The 16,321-nt window shown below is 54.8% G+C and carries 11 protein-coding genes and 1 pseudogene; 5 read left to right on the forward strand and 7 right to left on the reverse strand.

Going from position 1 to position 16,321, the window contains the following annotated elements; genetic code table 11:
- Positions 1–115: 115 nt before the first annotated feature.
- Complete coding sequence (fdhF, locus tag JM656_RS20015) at positions 116–2,263, forward strand: formate dehydrogenase subunit alpha (RefSeq protein WP_203359262.1); 2,148 nt, start codon at positions 116–118, stop codon at positions 2,261–2,263.
- A 116-nt stretch (positions 2,264–2,379) separates the two neighbouring features.
- The gene (yjcO, locus tag JM656_RS20020; RefSeq protein WP_203359263.1) at positions 2,380–3,069 is read left to right on the forward strand and encodes a Sel1 family TPR-like repeat protein YjcO; all 690 of its coding nucleotides are present in this window, start codon (positions 2,380–2,382) and stop codon (positions 3,067–3,069) included.
- A 101-nt stretch (positions 3,070–3,170) separates the two neighbouring features.
- Here yjcO and gltP read toward each other — a convergent pair whose 3' ends face one another.
- The 7 genes and pseudogenes from gltP to nrfA all read right to left on the reverse strand — a co-directional run bounded on the left by gltP (position 3,171) and on the right by nrfA (position 11,607).
- Positions 3,171–4,484 carry a glutamate/aspartate:proton symporter GltP gene (gene gltP / locus JM656_RS20025; RefSeq protein WP_192613741.1) on the reverse strand — a complete coding sequence of 438 codons (1,314 nt, stop codon included), beginning with the start codon at positions 4,482–4,484 and terminating at the stop codon, positions 3,171–3,173.
- 345 nt (positions 4,485–4,829) lie between these two features.
- The gene (nrfG, locus tag JM656_RS20030) at positions 4,830–5,432 is read right to left on the reverse strand and encodes a heme lyase NrfEFG subunit NrfG (protein ID WP_203361341.1); all 603 of its coding nucleotides are present in this window, start codon (positions 5,430–5,432) and stop codon (positions 4,830–4,832) included.
- 125 nt (positions 5,433–5,557) lie between these two features.
- Positions 5,558–7,934 (reverse strand): annotated as a pseudogene (gene nrfF, locus JM656_RS20040) (heme lyase NrfEFG subunit NrfF).
- A gap of 4 nt (positions 7,935–7,938) precedes the next feature.
- Positions 7,939–8,895, reverse strand: coding sequence for a cytochrome c nitrite reductase subunit NrfD (nrfD, locus tag JM656_RS20045; protein WP_203359266.1), 957 nt, complete (start codon positions 8,893–8,895; stop codon positions 7,939–7,941).
- Positions 8,892–9,563 carry a cytochrome c nitrite reductase Fe-S protein gene (nrfC, locus tag JM656_RS20050; protein WP_203359267.1) on the reverse strand — a complete coding sequence of 224 codons (672 nt, stop codon included), beginning with the start codon at positions 9,561–9,563 and terminating at the stop codon, positions 8,892–8,894. Before nrfC ends, nrfD begins: the two co-directional genes overlap by 4 nt.
- On the reverse strand, positions 9,560–10,126 hold the full coding sequence (gene nrfB / locus JM656_RS20055; protein ID WP_203359268.1) for a cytochrome c nitrite reductase pentaheme subunit: 567 nt from the start codon (positions 10,124–10,126) through the stop codon (positions 9,560–9,562). The genes nrfC and nrfB overlap by 4 nt, the downstream gene beginning before the upstream one ends.
- 44 nt (positions 10,127–10,170) lie before the next feature.
- A complete protein-coding gene (gene nrfA, locus JM656_RS20060) occupies positions 10,171–11,607 on the reverse strand; it encodes an ammonia-forming nitrite reductase cytochrome c552 subunit (RefSeq protein WP_203359269.1) in 1,437 nt (478 codons plus the stop codon).
- A gap of 434 nt (positions 11,608–12,041) precedes the next feature.
- Between nrfA and acs the strand changes: the two genes are divergently transcribed.
- The 3 genes from acs (at position 12,042) to actP (ending at position 16,196) form a co-directional block, all read left to right on the forward strand.
- Entirely contained in the window at positions 12,042–14,000 is a 1,959-nt protein-coding gene (gene acs, locus JM656_RS20065) for an acetate--CoA ligase (RefSeq protein ID WP_203359270.1), read from the forward strand.
- Positions 14,001–14,235: 235 nt separating this feature from the next.
- A complete protein-coding gene (locus tag JM656_RS20070) occupies positions 14,236–14,550 on the forward strand; it encodes a DUF485 domain-containing protein (RefSeq protein ID WP_192613749.1) in 315 nt (104 codons plus the stop codon).
- Entirely contained in the window at positions 14,547–16,196 is a 1,650-nt protein-coding gene (actP, locus tag JM656_RS20075) for a cation/acetate symporter ActP (protein WP_203359271.1), read from the forward strand. The genes JM656_RS20070 and actP overlap by 4 nt, the downstream gene beginning before the upstream one ends.
- The last annotated feature ends 125 nt before the right edge of the window (positions 16,197–16,321 follow it).

Here is a 16,321-nt window from a genome sequence, read left to right on the forward strand (position 1 = left end):
TTGCCCAAAATTTGCCCGTAATATCAGGGAATGCCCACAATAAAAAGATGGCATAAAAGATGCATACTGAAGGCGACAGCGCGTATGCGCGATTTGATTAACTGGAGCGAGACCGATGAAAAAAGTCGTCACGGTTTGCCCGTATTGCGCATCAGGTTGCAAAATCAACCTGGTGGTCGATAACGGCAAAATCGTTCGGGCGGAGGCGGCGCAGGGGAAAACCAATCAGGGTACCTTGTGTCTGAAGGGCTATTATGGCTGGGATTTTATCAATGATACCCAGATCCTGACCCCACGCCTGAAAACCCCTATGATCCGTCGCCAGCGTGGCGGCAAACTGGAATCCGTGTCCTGGGATGAAGCGCTGAATTACGTTGCTGACCGCCTGAGCGCCATCAAAGCGAAGTATGGCCCGGATGCCATTCAGACTACCGGCTCCTCCCGCGGTACCGGTAATGAAACCAACTATGTAATGCAAAAATTCGCGCGCGCCGTTATTGGTACCAATAACGTTGACTGCTGCGCTCGCGTCTGACACGGCCCATCGGTTGCAGGTCTGCACCAATCGGTCGGTAACGGCGCAATGAGTAATGCTATCAATGAAATTGATAACACAGATTTAGTGTTCATCTTCGGGTATAACCCGGCGGATTCCCACCCTATCGTGGCGAATCACGTGATCAACGCTAAACGTAACGGGGCGAAAATTATCGTCTGCGATCCGCGCAAAATCGAAACTGCGCGTATTGCCGATATGCACGTTGCATTGAAAAACGGCTCGAATATCGCGCTGCTGAATGCGATGGGCCACGTCATTATTGAAGAAAACCTGTACGACCAGGCGTTTGTCGCCTCCCGTACGGAAGGGTTTGAAGAGTATCGTAAGATTGTCGAAGGCTATACGCCGGAGTCCGTCGAAGACATTACTGGCGTTAGCGCACAGGAAATTCGTCAGGCTGCGCGTATGTACGCGACCGCGAAAAACGCGACAATCCTGTGGGGCATGGGTGTTACCCAGTTCTACCAGGGCGTCGAAACCGTGCGTTCACTGACCAGCCTCTCCATGCTGACCGGCAACCTCGGTAAACCAAGCGTGGGCGTTAACCCGGTGCGTGGCCAGAACAACGTTCAGGGCGCCTGCGACATGGGTGCGCTGCCGGATACTTATCCGGGCTACCAGTACGTGAAGTTCCCGGAAAACCGCGAGAAATTCGCCAAAGCCTGGGGCGTGGAAAGTCTGCCTGCACATACCGGCTATCGCATCAGCGAACTGCCGCACCGTGCGGCGCATGGCGAAGTTCGCGCCGCGTACATCATGGGTGAAGATCCATTACAGACCGATGCGGAACTCTCTGCTGTGCGCAAAGGGTTTGAGGATCTGGAACTGGTCATCGTGCAGGACATCTTCATGACCAAAACCGCCGCTGCCGCAGACGTTATTTTGCCGTCTACGTCATGGGGTGAGCATGAAGGCGTCTTCTCTGCCGCTGACCGTGGTTTCCAGCGCTTCTTCAAAGCGGTTGAGCCGAAGTGGGATCTGAAAACAGACTGGCAAATCATCAGTGAAATCGCGACCCGTATGGGCTATCCGATGCACTACAACAACACCCAGGAAATCTGGGATGAGTTGCGCAATCTGTGCCCAGAATTCTACGGTGCCACCTACGAGAAGATGGGCGAACTGGGCTACATCCAGTGGCCATGCCGCGATACGTCGGATGCCGATCAGGGGACCTCTTACCTCTTTAAAGAGAAGTTCGACACCCCGAACGGCCTGGCGCAGTTCTTCACCTGTGACTGGGTAGCGCCTATCGACAAGCTCACCGAAGAGTATCCGATGGTGCTCTCCACGGTGCGTGAAGTCGGCCACTACTCTTGCCGTTCGATGACCGGCAACTGTGCGGCGCTGGCAGCACTGGCGGATGAACCTGGCTATGCGCAAATCAATACCGACGACGCTGAGCGTCTGGGTATTAAAGATGAAGAGCTGGTGTGGGTTAACTCACGCAAGGGCAGAGTCATCACCCGTGCAGCCGTGAGCGATCGTCCGAACAAAGGCGCGATTTACATGACCTATCAGTGGTGGATTGGTGCATGTAATGAACTGGTGACCGAGAACTTAAGCCCGATTACCAAAACGCCAGAGTATAAATACTGTGCCGTCAACGTTGAACGCATCGCCGATCAGCGCACTGCCGAACAGTATGTGATTGACGAGTACACCAAGCTGAAAACCCGCCTGCGCGAAAGTGCGATGGGCTGATCGGTTTTACCGGTCAACGTTTGATATCCGCCTCAACAGCCTCCTTCTGGAGGCTGTTTTTTTATCCAAAAGATCGCTCTATACTGCCTATTCCGTACCCTAAACATAAAAATAAGATGAAACGACTTTTCGCATTGATGTTAATGATGACATGCGTTGCCCATGCCGAAGAGCCAGAGCCGGGCAGCCAGTATTTGAAGGCCGCTGAATCCGGAGACCGCCGTGCGCAATACTATCTCGCAGACAGTTGGTTTAGCTCAGGTAACCTGAGCAAGGCCGAATTCTGGGCGCAAAAATCAGCGGATAACGGTGATGCGGACGCCTGCGCATTACTGGCGCAAATCAAGATAACCAATCCGGTGAGTCTGGATTACCCCGAGGCCAGGACGCTCGCCGAAAAAGCCGTACAGGCGGGAAGTCTGCCGGGCGAAATTACGCTGGCGCGTATTTTAGTCAATACCCAGGCGGGTCACCCCGATTACCCAAAAGCGATTTCACTACTGCAAAACGCCTCTGAAAATCTGGAAAATGACTCTGCCGTCGATGCGCAAATGCTGCTCGGGTTGATTTACGCCAACGGTGTGGGGATCCCCGCAGACGATGATAAAGCCACCTGGTACTTCAAGCGTAGCTCCGCGATTTCCCGTACCGGATATTCCGAATACTGGGCCGGAATGATCTTCCTGAACGGTGAACAGGGTTTTATCGAGAAGAATAAACAGAAGGCGCTGCACTGGTTGAATCTGAGCTGTATGGAAGGATTTGATACCGGCTGTGAAGAATTTGAAAAGTTAACCAATGGGTGAATCAGATTGCCTGATGGCGACGCTCTCGCGTCTTATCAGGCCTACAAAGGAAGTGTAGGCCGGATAAGCGAAGCGCCATCCGGCAATCAACCCGCAATCAATTATTGATCGGCGGTTTTATCGAATTTGCCCAGCACTTCGCGCTCATACGCCAGCGCTTTTTTACGGTCAAATTTGTGTTCCCACTTGGCAATTACCAGCACCGCCAGCGCATTGCCCACCACGTTCAACGCCGTACGCGCCATGTCGAGGATACGGTCAACACCGGCAATAAACGCCAGACCTTCCAGCGGGATCCCCACGCTACCCAACGTTGCCAGCAGCACCACGAAAGAAACGCCCGGCACGCCGGCAATCCCTTTCGATGTCACCATTAACGTCAGCACCAGCACGATTTCCTGCCACAGCGACAGGTCGATGCCGTACAGTTGCGCGATAAAAATGGCCGCAATACTCTGGTACAACGTTGAGCCATCGAGGTTAAAGGAGTACCCGGTTGGCACCACGAAACTGGTGATCGACGCCGGTGCGCCGTAAGCTTCCATCTTCTCAATGATGCGCGGCAGCACGCTCTCCGAGCTGGCCGTCGAGTATGCCAGAATCAGTTCATCCTTCAGGATACGAATCAGGATCCAGATGCTCAGTCCGCATATCCGCGCCACAATTCCCAGCACCACCAGGGCAAAGAACAGAATCGCGAAGTGAACCAGCAGCACCAGTTTCGCCAGCGGCCACAGCGACGCAAAACCAAAGTTGGCGACGGTGACGGCGATCAATGCAAACACACCGACTGGCGCATAGCGCATCACCATGTGCGTCACTTTGAACATGGTTTCTGAAATGGAGCGGAACACTGCCACCAGCGGTTCGCGGTGCGTTGACGGCAACGATGACAGGCCGAGACCAAACAGTACCGAGAAGAAGATAATCGGCAGCATGTCACCTTTCGCCATCGACGCGATGATGTTGGTCGGCACCAGCGACAAGATGGTGCCCATCAAGCCATGCGCGTGGCTCTGCACCTCTGCCGTCGTGTTCTGATATTTCGAAATATCCGCCGTCGCCAGCTGCGACATATCGATCCCGGAACCGGGCTGGAACACGTTCGCCAGGGTAATCCCAAGGATAATGGCAACCGTCGTGATCACTTCGAAATAGATAATGGTTTTGGCGCCAATACGCCCCAGTTGCTTCGCGTCACCGACGCCTGCAATACCAACCACAAGGGTAGAGATCACAATCGGCACAACGATCATTTTGATCAGGTGGATAAAGATATCACCCGCCGGAGAGAGCAGGTTTACCACCAGCCATTCGCGGCTGTCACTGTGATAATGCAGATAACTGCCCAGCAGAATGCCCAGCACCATCGCCAGCAAAATTTGCCAGGCCAGGCTGATTTTCATGTTTTTCATAACGACAGACTTCCTCAATGAAGCGCCATTCTACGTGCGCTGACGTGAGAATGGTTACATACTGAAAGGGTATGAATTGTGTTGCGTACGTTTGTAGTGTTTTTTCACGGGCATAATCAGTACCATTTACACGGCATCTTGTGCAACCCTTTAAGAACGAGGCATTTCGCTAATTTAATGCATAATAATGCGAGTTTATCGCGATAATCATCAATAACCATTTGTTATGAAAAGATTTTTATAGCCATTGTTTTGAATAATACACTTTTGGAATCATTTTAATCTTTTTGTTCATTTGATTATTTTATAATCATCAAAAAAGACCAAAATCACAAAAAAGTGAAATCATTTCTGCTGATTCCGCAACAATTTCGCCATATTAATAGCGTCTATGAGTTGCACGCGGTTAACTCTCGGCGAGTTCAAATCCAGTAATTGTTGCCACAATGAAATGGCTTGTACGTAGTTAGCCTGCATAAACGCATCAGAGGCCAATAACATCAACGCCGTCACTTCCGTCGCATCCAGCGCCAGCGCTTTATCAATCATTTCCCGCGTCGCTGGCGTCATATGCTGCCCGGACTGGTAGTACAACACCGTTGCCAGCGCCGAATAGATCTCCGCGTTTTCGCCCTTCAGGCGCAGTGCCTGACGGTAGGCCAGCAGCGCATTCTGATACGCGTTGCGCCACAGATAATACTCGCCGAGCATCGCCCACTGCTCACTGTCCTGCGGATTTGCACGAATCTTCGCCTGCAACGCCAGCAGCTGCTTTTCAGGGGTCTGCTCATCAGCAAAAACGTGTAGCGGGTCCGCCAGCCGCTGCTGCTCCTGGCGCACCGCATGCCATTTCGGGCTAAGCAGATAACCGCCGACGCATAGCAGCAACACGCCCGCCGCAACGGCAGTCATCGCTTTCACCGGCAACGGACGTAAGGGTACGCCCATCACCACCGGTTCTGCCAGATCGTGATGTAGTTCACACTGCAAGGGTGTTGCGACCCCCTCAGACATCTGCTGACTCGCCTGGCGCTGGCTGTGACGCAGCAGCTGTACGCTCACCTGATGCAAACTCATTCGCCCTCCTTTTTGCTCTGGCTGACGCTCGCCTGCCATAACAGGAAGCCTGCCAGCAATAACAGAACGCAGGGCAACGCCCACAGCACGATCGTTTGGCCCGTCAACGGTGGGTTATAGAGGACAAATTCGCCGTAACGTTGCGTCATCCAGCGCGTGATCTCCTCTTCGCTTTTCCCTTCTGCCACCATGGTGAAAACCTGGTGGCGCATACTCACCGCAACAGGCGCATTGGATTCCAGCAAGTTTTGATTCTGGCACTGCGGACAACGCAACTGGCTGGCAATAAACAGGGACTTTTCCTGCTGTTGCGGGCTTTCAAAGGCCCAGGTGTCTACAACCTGGGCGTGGCTGGTAAAGGAGATGAAAAACAGCACCAAGGCTAAGAGTAAAAATGTGATGCCGGATGGCGGCGTAAACGCCTTATCCGGCCTACGGGGTGCGCCAATTCCAGGCCGGATAAGCGTAGTGCTATTCGGTAAAAATGGGGTCATCTTAGGCATCGCGTTTTCTCCCTCGCCATCCGCTGAGCAGCGCGCCAAGCACCATCAACAGCCCACCGCCCCATATCCAGCGTACGCCGGTCTGTACGTACAAACGCATGGCGTAACGGTCCTGCCCGGTTTTTTCGCCGATGACCGCATACCAGTCGTGGAGCAGATTCCAGCGAATTCCCGGTTCCATCATCTGCTGGCGACGCGCAGCATAGAAGCGACGTTCAGGCAGCAGACTGCCAATACGCGTCTTATCCTGCCACAGCGAAATCAGCGCTTTCTCGGTGGTGTAATTCCCCTTTGCTTCCAGGTCGAGGCGCTCATAACGGAAGGTGTAGCCCGCCAGCTCAACCTGCTGTCCCGGACTCAGATTAAGGCTGACCTCCTGTCGGCTCCCGCTGGAGAAGATGATCCCCGCCGCCACCATCAGTACCCCACTGTGCGCCAGCAGCGCCGGAAGCTGACGGCGCAACGCATCAGCAGGCTGAAACCAGAGCCTCAGCATCACTGCCGCCACCAGGCCGCACGCCAGCGCTTCTGCCGCACCGAGCGACCAGCACAGCGCTACTGCCAGCAACCCAATCGCAAAGGGCCATACCCGACGGCGCAGGGAGATGGGCGGCGAACGTTTCCAGAATCCGCCTGCCGAGAGCCCTATCACCACCAGCATCAGCAGACCAAAAGGCAATGTGGCGCGGTTAAAATAGGGGGCGCCAACAGAGAGTCGCCCCCACCCCAACAGGCCGTAGAGCATGGGGTAGAGCGTACCGATGAACACTATCAGCAGTATCGCGCTAAAAAACAGCAGTGCCGCCAGAATCATCATTTCGCGCGACCAGAGGGTGAATCGCGCAGCCTGCTGTGTGACCCGCGCCCGCCAGCCGTACAGTCCCAGTGAGGCCAGACTCAGGGCGCAGAAAAGTCCAAACAACGGTACGGCGCGCACGTTATCCAGCGCAAAGGCGTGTACGGAAACCAAAATGCCGGAGCGCACAATCAGCGTGCCCAACAGCGAAAGGATCAGGGTCAGAATGGCCAGCAGCAGCGACCAGTGGCGGAAGATGCCACGCTGACGTGAGACATACAGGCTGTGCAGCAACGCGCTGGCGGAAAGCCAGGGCAATAAGGAAGCGTTTTCCACCGGGTCCCAGAACCACCAGCCGCCCCAGCCCAGCTCGCAATACGCCCACCATGAACCGAGAATGATGCCGAGCGTCAGCGCACACCAGCCGGGCAACGCCCAACGCCAGCAGACCCAGGCCGTTGCCGCGCTAAAACCGCCGCGCAATAGCGACGCTAATGCCACACCCGCCGCCACCATCAAACCGCCGTAACCAAGATAGAGCAGCGGAGGATGAAGAATTAACCCGAGATGTTGCAGCATCGGATTGAGATCGCGTCCTTCGATGGCAGGCGGAAACAGACGCACAAACGGATCGGACCACACCACCACGAACAGCAGCAGTAAGGCCGTGATGACTGACAAAATGCTGAGCGTCAGCGGGAACAGAGGATCAGACTGCCTGCGATAACGCCAGGCAAACAGCGCCCCCCAGCCGGAAAGCAGCAGCACCCACAGCAGCAGAGATCCTTCGTGACCACCCCACACCGCTGCCAGTTTTAGTCCCCACGGCAACAAACGGTAGCTGTGCTGGGCAACGTAAACGACCGAGAAGTCGCTGGTGAGAAAGCAGATGACCAGAATGGAAAACGCGAGCAGTAACAGGACAAACTGCGCCAGCACGCCCACCGTCGCCAGAGGCATAACACGCTGCCAGCGCAGGCGAACGCCTGCCAGCGTAACAAGCGGGGTCAACACGTTGACCCCGAGACTCAATAGCAGCGCCAGAAACCCGGCTTCAGGAAGGAAGAGATCCAAAAAGCTATGCCACCGTCAGTTGCCCTGCATAAAGAATAAAGAAGCGCAGCAACAACACACCGGTCAGACTGGCGCCGCACACCGCCAGCACGCCATGAAATGTCGAACCGCGATTTGCCCAGGGTTTCAGCAGCATCGGCACAATCAATCCCAATCCCGCAACGCCCAGCCAGAACCACCAGGTCCAGAATCCACCGCCCAATGCCGCCGACAGCGCGCGCATTTTGCCGTCATCACCCAGCGCCAGCCCGACGAAAAACGCCGCCAGCAGGAAGATCTCCAGCCACACCACCGGGGTTTCCATGCGATGCACAAAGTGCGCTTCGGTGCTGTGCGGATTGCCGCGATGGCGCAAAGCCATGGCAATCAGCGCTACCGCCGCCCCGGAAGAGATCCCCGAGAACAGGAACAGGACCGGCAAAATCGGGTTATTCAGGAACGGATAGGACTTCAGCGCCGAGAGCAGAAAACCGGTATACGCCCCGAGCAGCACCGCCAGAACCAGCATCACCGTTTCAAGCAAACGGTGGAACGGCGTCAGCAGCGTGAGTACCTTCTGTACCAGTCCCAGGCGTGGCAACCAGCGCTGTTGCAGGGCAATCACCTCTTTTTCAAAGATTTTTGCCAGCCACAGGGCAAGCACCACCATATAAAGCTGGAACAGCATGACCCCCATCGACATCACCGAGGTGAAACTGTAGTGGAACATCAGCTTCCAGAAGGTCCACGGGCGCGTCAGGTGGAAGACAAGGATCAGCAGGCCGAGAATAATCGCGCCCGGCCCCACCACCAGCGTGGTGCGCAGCAGCGTACTGTCGGCCCCGCCCGCCTCCGGATGGAAACGCCGCAACAAAATGGCCAGTGTGACCAACCCGGCGGAGATCCCAATCAAAAACAGGTAGATGGCGATGGGCCAGTCCCACACCAGCGATTCAAAATGGAAAGCAGAAGCGTGTGTCATTGGCTCACCTCCCCAAATTTAAAGGGAACGCGGTAGACCTTCGGTTTAGTCCCCAACGCCAGCTTGTAGCGGTAGGTCGTTTTCTGCTGCAACAAGCGAGAAATATCGCTGTTGGGATCGTCCAGATTGCCGAACGTCAGCGCCTTCGTCGGGCAGGACTCGACGCAGGCTGGCAGCTTGCCCGCTTTCAGATTGGTCTTCCGGCAGAAATCGCACTTATCCGCCGTCTTCGTGACCGGGTGGATAAACCGCACGCGGTACGGACAGGCGGCGATGCAGTACTGACAGCCGACGCAGAGATCCGGATCCACATCCACAATACCGCTGGCGGCATCACGGAATGAGGCTCCCGTCGGGCAGACGTCAACGCAGGGCGCATGGTCGCAGTGCTGGCACGAGTGACGGAAAAAGCGATATTTCACATCCGGGAATGTGCCCTGCGGCTCGCTACGAATAATCGTCAGACGCGATACCCCTTCCGGCACCTGATTCACTTCCCGGCAGGCATCCATACAGGCGGTACAGCCGATGCACAATGTTTCATCATGCACCATACCGTAACGTACTCCGTTGATGTTCAACGTTTTCGCCACCACGCGTCCAGCCGTTGCGCTCACCGCCACCAGCGCGCCGACGCGGGTGATAAACTGGCGACGGGAGCAACTCATGGATGCTCCTTAAGCAAGGGAACGGACGCCGGATTAAAGTTCGGATTGTTACGCTGATCGCTGTGGCAATCGACGCAAATCTTGACCCGTTCTTTATCATTTAACGTCTGCATCGTGTCTTGCTTTGGATGCAACGTGTGGCAACTGGCGCACGTCACTTTCGTCACATGGACATCGTGAGGCCAGAACGCTTTTTGCAACTGCTCGGGCAGGTGGCAGGACATACAGACGCTGTTCTGCTGCTCTACGTTGTACATCGGCTCGTTAAAGCGCATCACATCCTTCACCCCTTCGCGGTGCTGGGGCGACGGCTGGCCATGACAGTTAGTGCAGGTGACCGGCAGTTTGTTGTTCGGGTTAATGGCAGCGGCATGTTTACCATGCATACCTTCGGTGTCCGGCTTGTGGCAGTCCAGGCAAGCGGCATCAGGGCTGCGCTGCTGAGTCACCGTCCAGCGTTGTTCAGACTCCTGCGGCGTTGGCGTGGCGGTCATTCCACTCAGGCTCCAGAACAGACCTGACGCCAGCACCCCAGCAGTTAATAACGAACGTAATACGCTCATATTCACTCCGTTGAGTTATCTGCCCCTTGCGGAGCAGAAGGGGGTTATTGGCTTAACAGACCGTTTTTACGCGCCTGATCTTCCCATTGCGGAATCACCGTTTTAATAAAGTCCTGCTTCTCGGCGTTGATTTTCTGCACGTCCAGACCAATCGCCTGCTGGGCTTTCTCTTTGGTGGAGATGTCCGGTAGAGGGATTTCATGCGTGATGCCTTTCGTCGCCAACAGACGCACCAGTTTGGTTCGCGCATCCGCGGCTTTGTCCATCGCGCTACCCAGCATCCGCAGACCTTCGTCTGGGGCGTGCATATGAATACCGTGCGAGGCAATCGCCAGATCCCAGCGCCATTGAGCATGGCGGATATCTTCCAGAATCGGCTTCATTTCCGCCTCTGTCGCACCAGCATCCCACGCCGCTTTGGCTTCAAAATGGGCACGAACCAGCTGATCTTCAACCTTGATTTTCAGGTCATGAATCGCCTGTTTACGCTCAGCGACGACTTTTTGCAGCGCGGCTTTGTCTTGCGTATGGCAGTTGGCGCAGGTCTGGGCGAAGTTGTCGAACGGATTGCCAATCTTATGGTCGGTGTAGAGTTTGCCTTCGGCGTTCTGCACTTTCGGCATGTGACAGTCGATACAGGTGACGTTGTTTTTGCCGTGAATGCCCACACTCCAGGTTTCATACTCCGGGTGCTGCGCTTTCAGCATTGGCGTTTTCGACAGCGAGTTGGTCCAGTCGGAGAAGGCGATCGTGTCGTAATATTTCTCCATATTTTCAACTTTCACGCCTTCATCCCACGGGAATTTGACGGCTTTATTTTTACCGTCAAAGTAGTATTCCACGTGGCACTGGCCACAAACCATTGATTGCTGGTCTAAACGGCTGGCCTTATCAAACGGTTTACCAATGGTTTCCATCGCACGTTCAGCATAGGGGCGCGACAGCGTGAGCTCCGGTTTGCCTTTGGCGAAATCTGGCGAGGCGGTGTTATGGCAATCGGCGCAGCCTAAATTGTTCACGATTTCCGGTCCGCCACGTGCCCATTTACCGTGGAAGTAGCCGTCTTCACCGTCTTTCTGGATCAGACGCGCCACGTCCGGGCTTTTACAACTCCAGCAGGCCATCGGCAACGGGCCGTCCTCGGCGTTTTTCGGCGCGCCGGTACGCAGGGTTTCGCGAACATCGGTGACCGCATACGCGTGGCCACGCGGTTTGTTGTAATCACGGGAGAAGGGATATCCCGCCCACAGGATCACCAGTCGCGGGTCTTCAGCCAGCGCATCATCACGGGCTGACTGCTCTGAGGTGGCTTTCCAGGAGAGGTATTGATCGGGATGTTGAGGGGCGAACGTTTCATTCTTCGCTTCAACGGTAACGGTTTTTGCGGGTACGGGCGTTTGTTCAGCGTAAACGGTGGAAATAAATAAAAAAGGCAATATCAGGCTGAAGAAACGGCGTGCGCGTTGTGTAATCCTTGCCATAGAGGTCTCATCCAGATTGCGCCATTGTCTGCAATGGCGGTTCTTTTATTGTTCTCCCATAACAGCAACCGCACGAACACTGTTATGACATTACTCCCCTCTATGTGTAACAAATAACCACACTTAAAATGTTGTTTTTAATCAATTGTAAGTGCATGTTAAATACCACTTTAGAGTTATCAACCTCCTTTATCGCCCACTTCTTTTATCAACTTTCGACACAACGCACACTTTCAAGAAAAAACTTATAACGTCATGTTATAGAAAGAATTAACTCATTTTTGCGAGTTCCCTTCAAAAAACAGTTTGCCGCTAATTTGCACAATTCCGTTATTGCGTGATCTGCCGCGCAAATACTAAACAAAACTGCCAAAGCCCCTATATTTAACGTTTATGAGACATATTATTAACATCTTACAAGGAGAACAAAAGCCATGAGCCAAATCCATAAACACGCTATTCCCGCAAACATTGCGGATCGTTGCCTGATCAATCCGGAGCAGTACGAAGCCAAGTATCAACAGTCAATTAACGATCCCAATACGTTTTGGGGCGAACAGGGCAAAATTCTCGACTGGATCAAACCGTATCAGAAGGTGAAAAACACCTCCTTTGCTCCAGGTAATGTCTCAATTAAATGGTACGAGGACGGCACGCTGAATCTGGCGGCAAACTGCCTTGACCGTCACCTGCAAGAAAACGGCGATCGCACCGCCATCATCTGGGAAGGCGACGACGCCTCACAGAGCAAACACATTACCTATCGCGAACTGCATCGCGACGTCTGCCGTTTCGCCAACACCCTGGTTGAGCTGGGCATTAAAAAGGGCGACGTCGTGGCCATCTATATGCCGATGGTGCCGGAAGCGGCAGTCGCGATGCTGGCTTGTGCCCGTATCGGTGCCGTGCATTCCGTTATCTTTGGCGGCTTCTCACCGGAAGCCGTTGCCGGGCGCATTATCGACTCCAGCTCACGTCTGGTGATTACCGCCGATGAAGGGGTACGCGCCGGGCGCAGCATCCCACTGAAAAAGAACGTCGATGACGCGCTGAAAAATCCTAACGTGAAGAGCGTTGAGCATGTGGTGGTGCTGAAGCGCACGGGCGGAAAAATTGACTGGCAGGAAGGTCGTGACCTGTGGTGGGGCGATCTGATTGAGCAGGCCAGCGCCGATCATCAGCCTGTCGAAGTGAACGCCGAAGACCCGCTGTTCATCCTTTACACGTCCGGCTCCACCGGCAAACCTAAAGGCGTGCTGCATACCACCGGGGGTTATCTGGTGTATGCCGCCACCACGTTCAAATATGTCTTTGACTATCACCCAGGCGATATCTACTGGTGTACCGCCGATGTGGGTTGGGTCACCGGACACAGCTACCTGCTGTACGGCCCGCTGGCCTGCGGCGCAACCACCCTGATGTTTGAAGGTGTACCGAACTGGCCGACCCCTGCGCGGATGTCGCAAGTGGTGGACAAACACCAGGTCAACATTCTCTACACCGCACCTACCGCTATTCGCGCCCTGATGGCAGAAGGCGATAAGGCCATTGAAGGTACTGACCGCTCTTCCCTGCGTATCCTCGGTTCGGTTGGCGAACCTATCAACCCGGAAGCCTGGGAATGGTACTGGAAGAAGATCGGTAACGAGAAATGCCCGGTGATAGACACCTGGTGGCAGACGGAAACCGGTGGCTTTATGATCACGCCAATGCCGGGCGCTACTGCGTTAAAAGCAGGCTCCGCGACACACCCCTTCTTCGGCGTACAACCTGCGCTGGTGGATAACGAAGGCAATCCGCAGGAAGGCGCAGCCGAAGGCAATCTGGTGATCACCGACTCCTGGCCTGGCCAGGCGCGCACACTGTTTGGCGATCACGAGCGCTTTGAGCAAACCTACTTCTCTACCTTCAAAAATATGTATTTCAGCGGTGATGGCGCGCGTCGTGACGAAGACGGCTATTACTGGATCACCGGACGCGTCGATGACGTGCTGAACGTTTCCGGTCACCGTCTGGGAACGGCGGAGATCGAGTCAGCGCTGGTGTCGCATCCAAAGATCGCCGAAGCGGCGGTGGTCGGTATCCCACACAGCATCAAGGGACAGGCGATTTATGCCTACGTGACGCTGAATCATGGCGAAGAACCGTCACCGGAGCTGTATACCGAAGTGCGTAACTGGGTGCGTAAAGAGATTGGCCCGCTGGCGACACCAGATGTGCTGCACTGGACCGACTCTCTGCCCAAAACCCGTTCAGGCAAGATTATGCGCCGCATTCTGCGCAAGATAGCGGCAGGCGATACCAGCAATCTGGGCGATACCTCGACCCTCGCCGATCCGGGCGTGGTAGAGAAACTGCTCGAAGAGAAGCAGGCCATCGCAATGCCTTCATAAGAAAAATATTCCGGATGGCGGCGCGTAAGCGTCTTATCCGGCCTACAAATCTGCCCCTACCCTCCCTTCACCGGGAGGGAATTATAAAAACCTCCCCCAAAGGATTTCGTGTTACAGGAAGGCGGCAAGCGAGCACATCCCCGGCAGCATAGTTCACTATGTGACTGGGGGGGTTGAGTGCGGCCAACAAACCTGTGGCGCGAAAGACGAAGGGAATACCTCTGGAGACTCTGTGATGAATGACACTATTTATCAGCGGATAGAAGACAGCGCGCGTTTCAGGGAGTTAGTTGAAAAACGGCAACGGTTTGCCACCATTCTGTCGATTATCATGCTGGTGGTTTATATCAGTTTTATCCTTCTGATTGCTTTCGCACCTGGCTGGCTGGGTACCCCGTTACACGCAGGAACCAGCGTCACCCGGGGCATCCCTATTGGGGTTGGGGTAATTCTTATCTCCTTCATTCTGACCGGTATTTATATCTGGCGAGCGAACAACGAATTCGACCGCCTGAACAACGCGGTACTGCACGAGGTAAAAGCATCATGAAGAGAGTCCTGACGGCGCTTGCCGCCACACTACCTTATGCTGCCAACGCAGCAGATGCGATTAGCGGTGCAGTTCAACGCCAGCCAACCAACTGGCAAGCGATCATCATGTTCCTGATTTTCGTCGTGTTTACGCTCGGTATTACTTACTGGGCCTCTAAACGCGTGCGCTCACGTAATGACTATTACACCGCAGGCGGCAACATTACCGGCTTCCAGAACGGGCTGGCGATTGCGGGCGATTATATGTCCGCCGCCTCCTTCCTCGGGATCTCCGCGCTGGTGTTTACCTCCGGCTACGACGGGCTGATCTACTCGCTGGGCTTTTTGGTCGGCTGGCCGATCATTCTGTTCCTGATCGCAGAACGTCTGCGTAACCTGGGGCGTTATACCTTTGCGGATGTAGCCTCTTACCGCCTGAAACAAGGGCCGATCCGTATTCTTTCTGCCTGCGGCTCACTGGTCGTCGTGGCGCTGTATTTGATCGCTCAGATGGTCGGCGCCGGTAAATTAATCCAGCTGCTGTTCGGTCTGAACTACCACATTGCGGTGGTGCTGGTCGGCGTACTGATGATGATGTACGTGCTGTTCGGCGGCATGCTGGCAACCACCTGGGTACAGATTATCAAAGCGGTGCTGTTGCTGTTCGGCGCCAGCTTTATGGCCTTTATGGTGATGAAGCACGTCGGCTTTAGCTTCAACAATCTGTTCACCGAAGCCATGGCGGTACACCCGAAAGGCTCTGCCATCATGAGTCCTGGTGGACTAGTAAAAGATCCGATTTCCGCACTTTCGCTGGGGCTGGGTCTGATGTTCGGTACGGCTGGCTTGCCGCACATTCTGATGCGTTTCTTCACGGTCAGCGATGCTCGCGAAGCGCGTAAAAGCGTGTTCTACGCCACCGGCTTTATGGGTTACTTCTACATCCTGACCTTTATCATCGGTTTTGGTGCGATCATGCTGGTCGGCGCTAACCCCGAGTACAAAGACGCTGCGGGCAAGTTGATTGGCGGCAACAACATGGCGGCAGTCCACCTGGCGAACGCTGTGGGCGGCAACCTGTTCCTCGGCTTTATCTCTGCGGTCGCCTTCGCCACCATTCTGGCAGTGGTCGCGGGTCTGACGTTGGCCGGAGCATCAGCGGTTTCTCACGATCTGTACGCCAACGTATTCCGTAAAGGCGCAACCGAACGTGAAGAGCTGCGGGTGTCGAAGATCACCGTACTGGTGCTGGGCGTGATTGCTATCGTGTTGGGCGTGCTGTTTGAAAACCAGAACATCGCCTTCATGGTGGGCCTGGCGTTTGCGATTGCGGCAAGCTGCAACTTCCCGATCATCCTGCTTTCTATGTACTGGTCAAAACTGACCACCCGGGGTGCGATGTTAGGCGGTTGGTTAGGCCTGTTAACCGCCGTGGTGCTGATGGTGCTTGGCCCAACCGTGTGGGTGCAAATCCTCGGTCACGAAAAAGCGGTCTTCCCGTATGAATACCCGGCGTTATTCTCTATCTCCGCCGCGTTCCTCGGGATCTGGTTCTTCTCAGCAACCGATAACTCCGAAGAAGGTAATCGCGAGCGTGAGCAGTTCCGCGCCCAGTTTATCCGTTCCCAGACCGGCCTTGGCGTAGAGCAAGGTCGCGCACATTAATCTCTCCTCCTCCCCGGCCATTATGGCCGGGGATCACATTTTTAGAATTGCGTTCTCCCCCTCTCCTGCAATAGCGATACAGTACCCAAACTGAATTGAAACGCCGTTTTTATTACATCAACACA

The organism is Citrobacter sp. R56 (genome assembly GCF_016811995.1).
Taxonomy (GTDB): Bacteria; Pseudomonadota; Gammaproteobacteria; order Enterobacterales; family Enterobacteriaceae; genus Citrobacter_D; species Citrobacter_D enshiensis.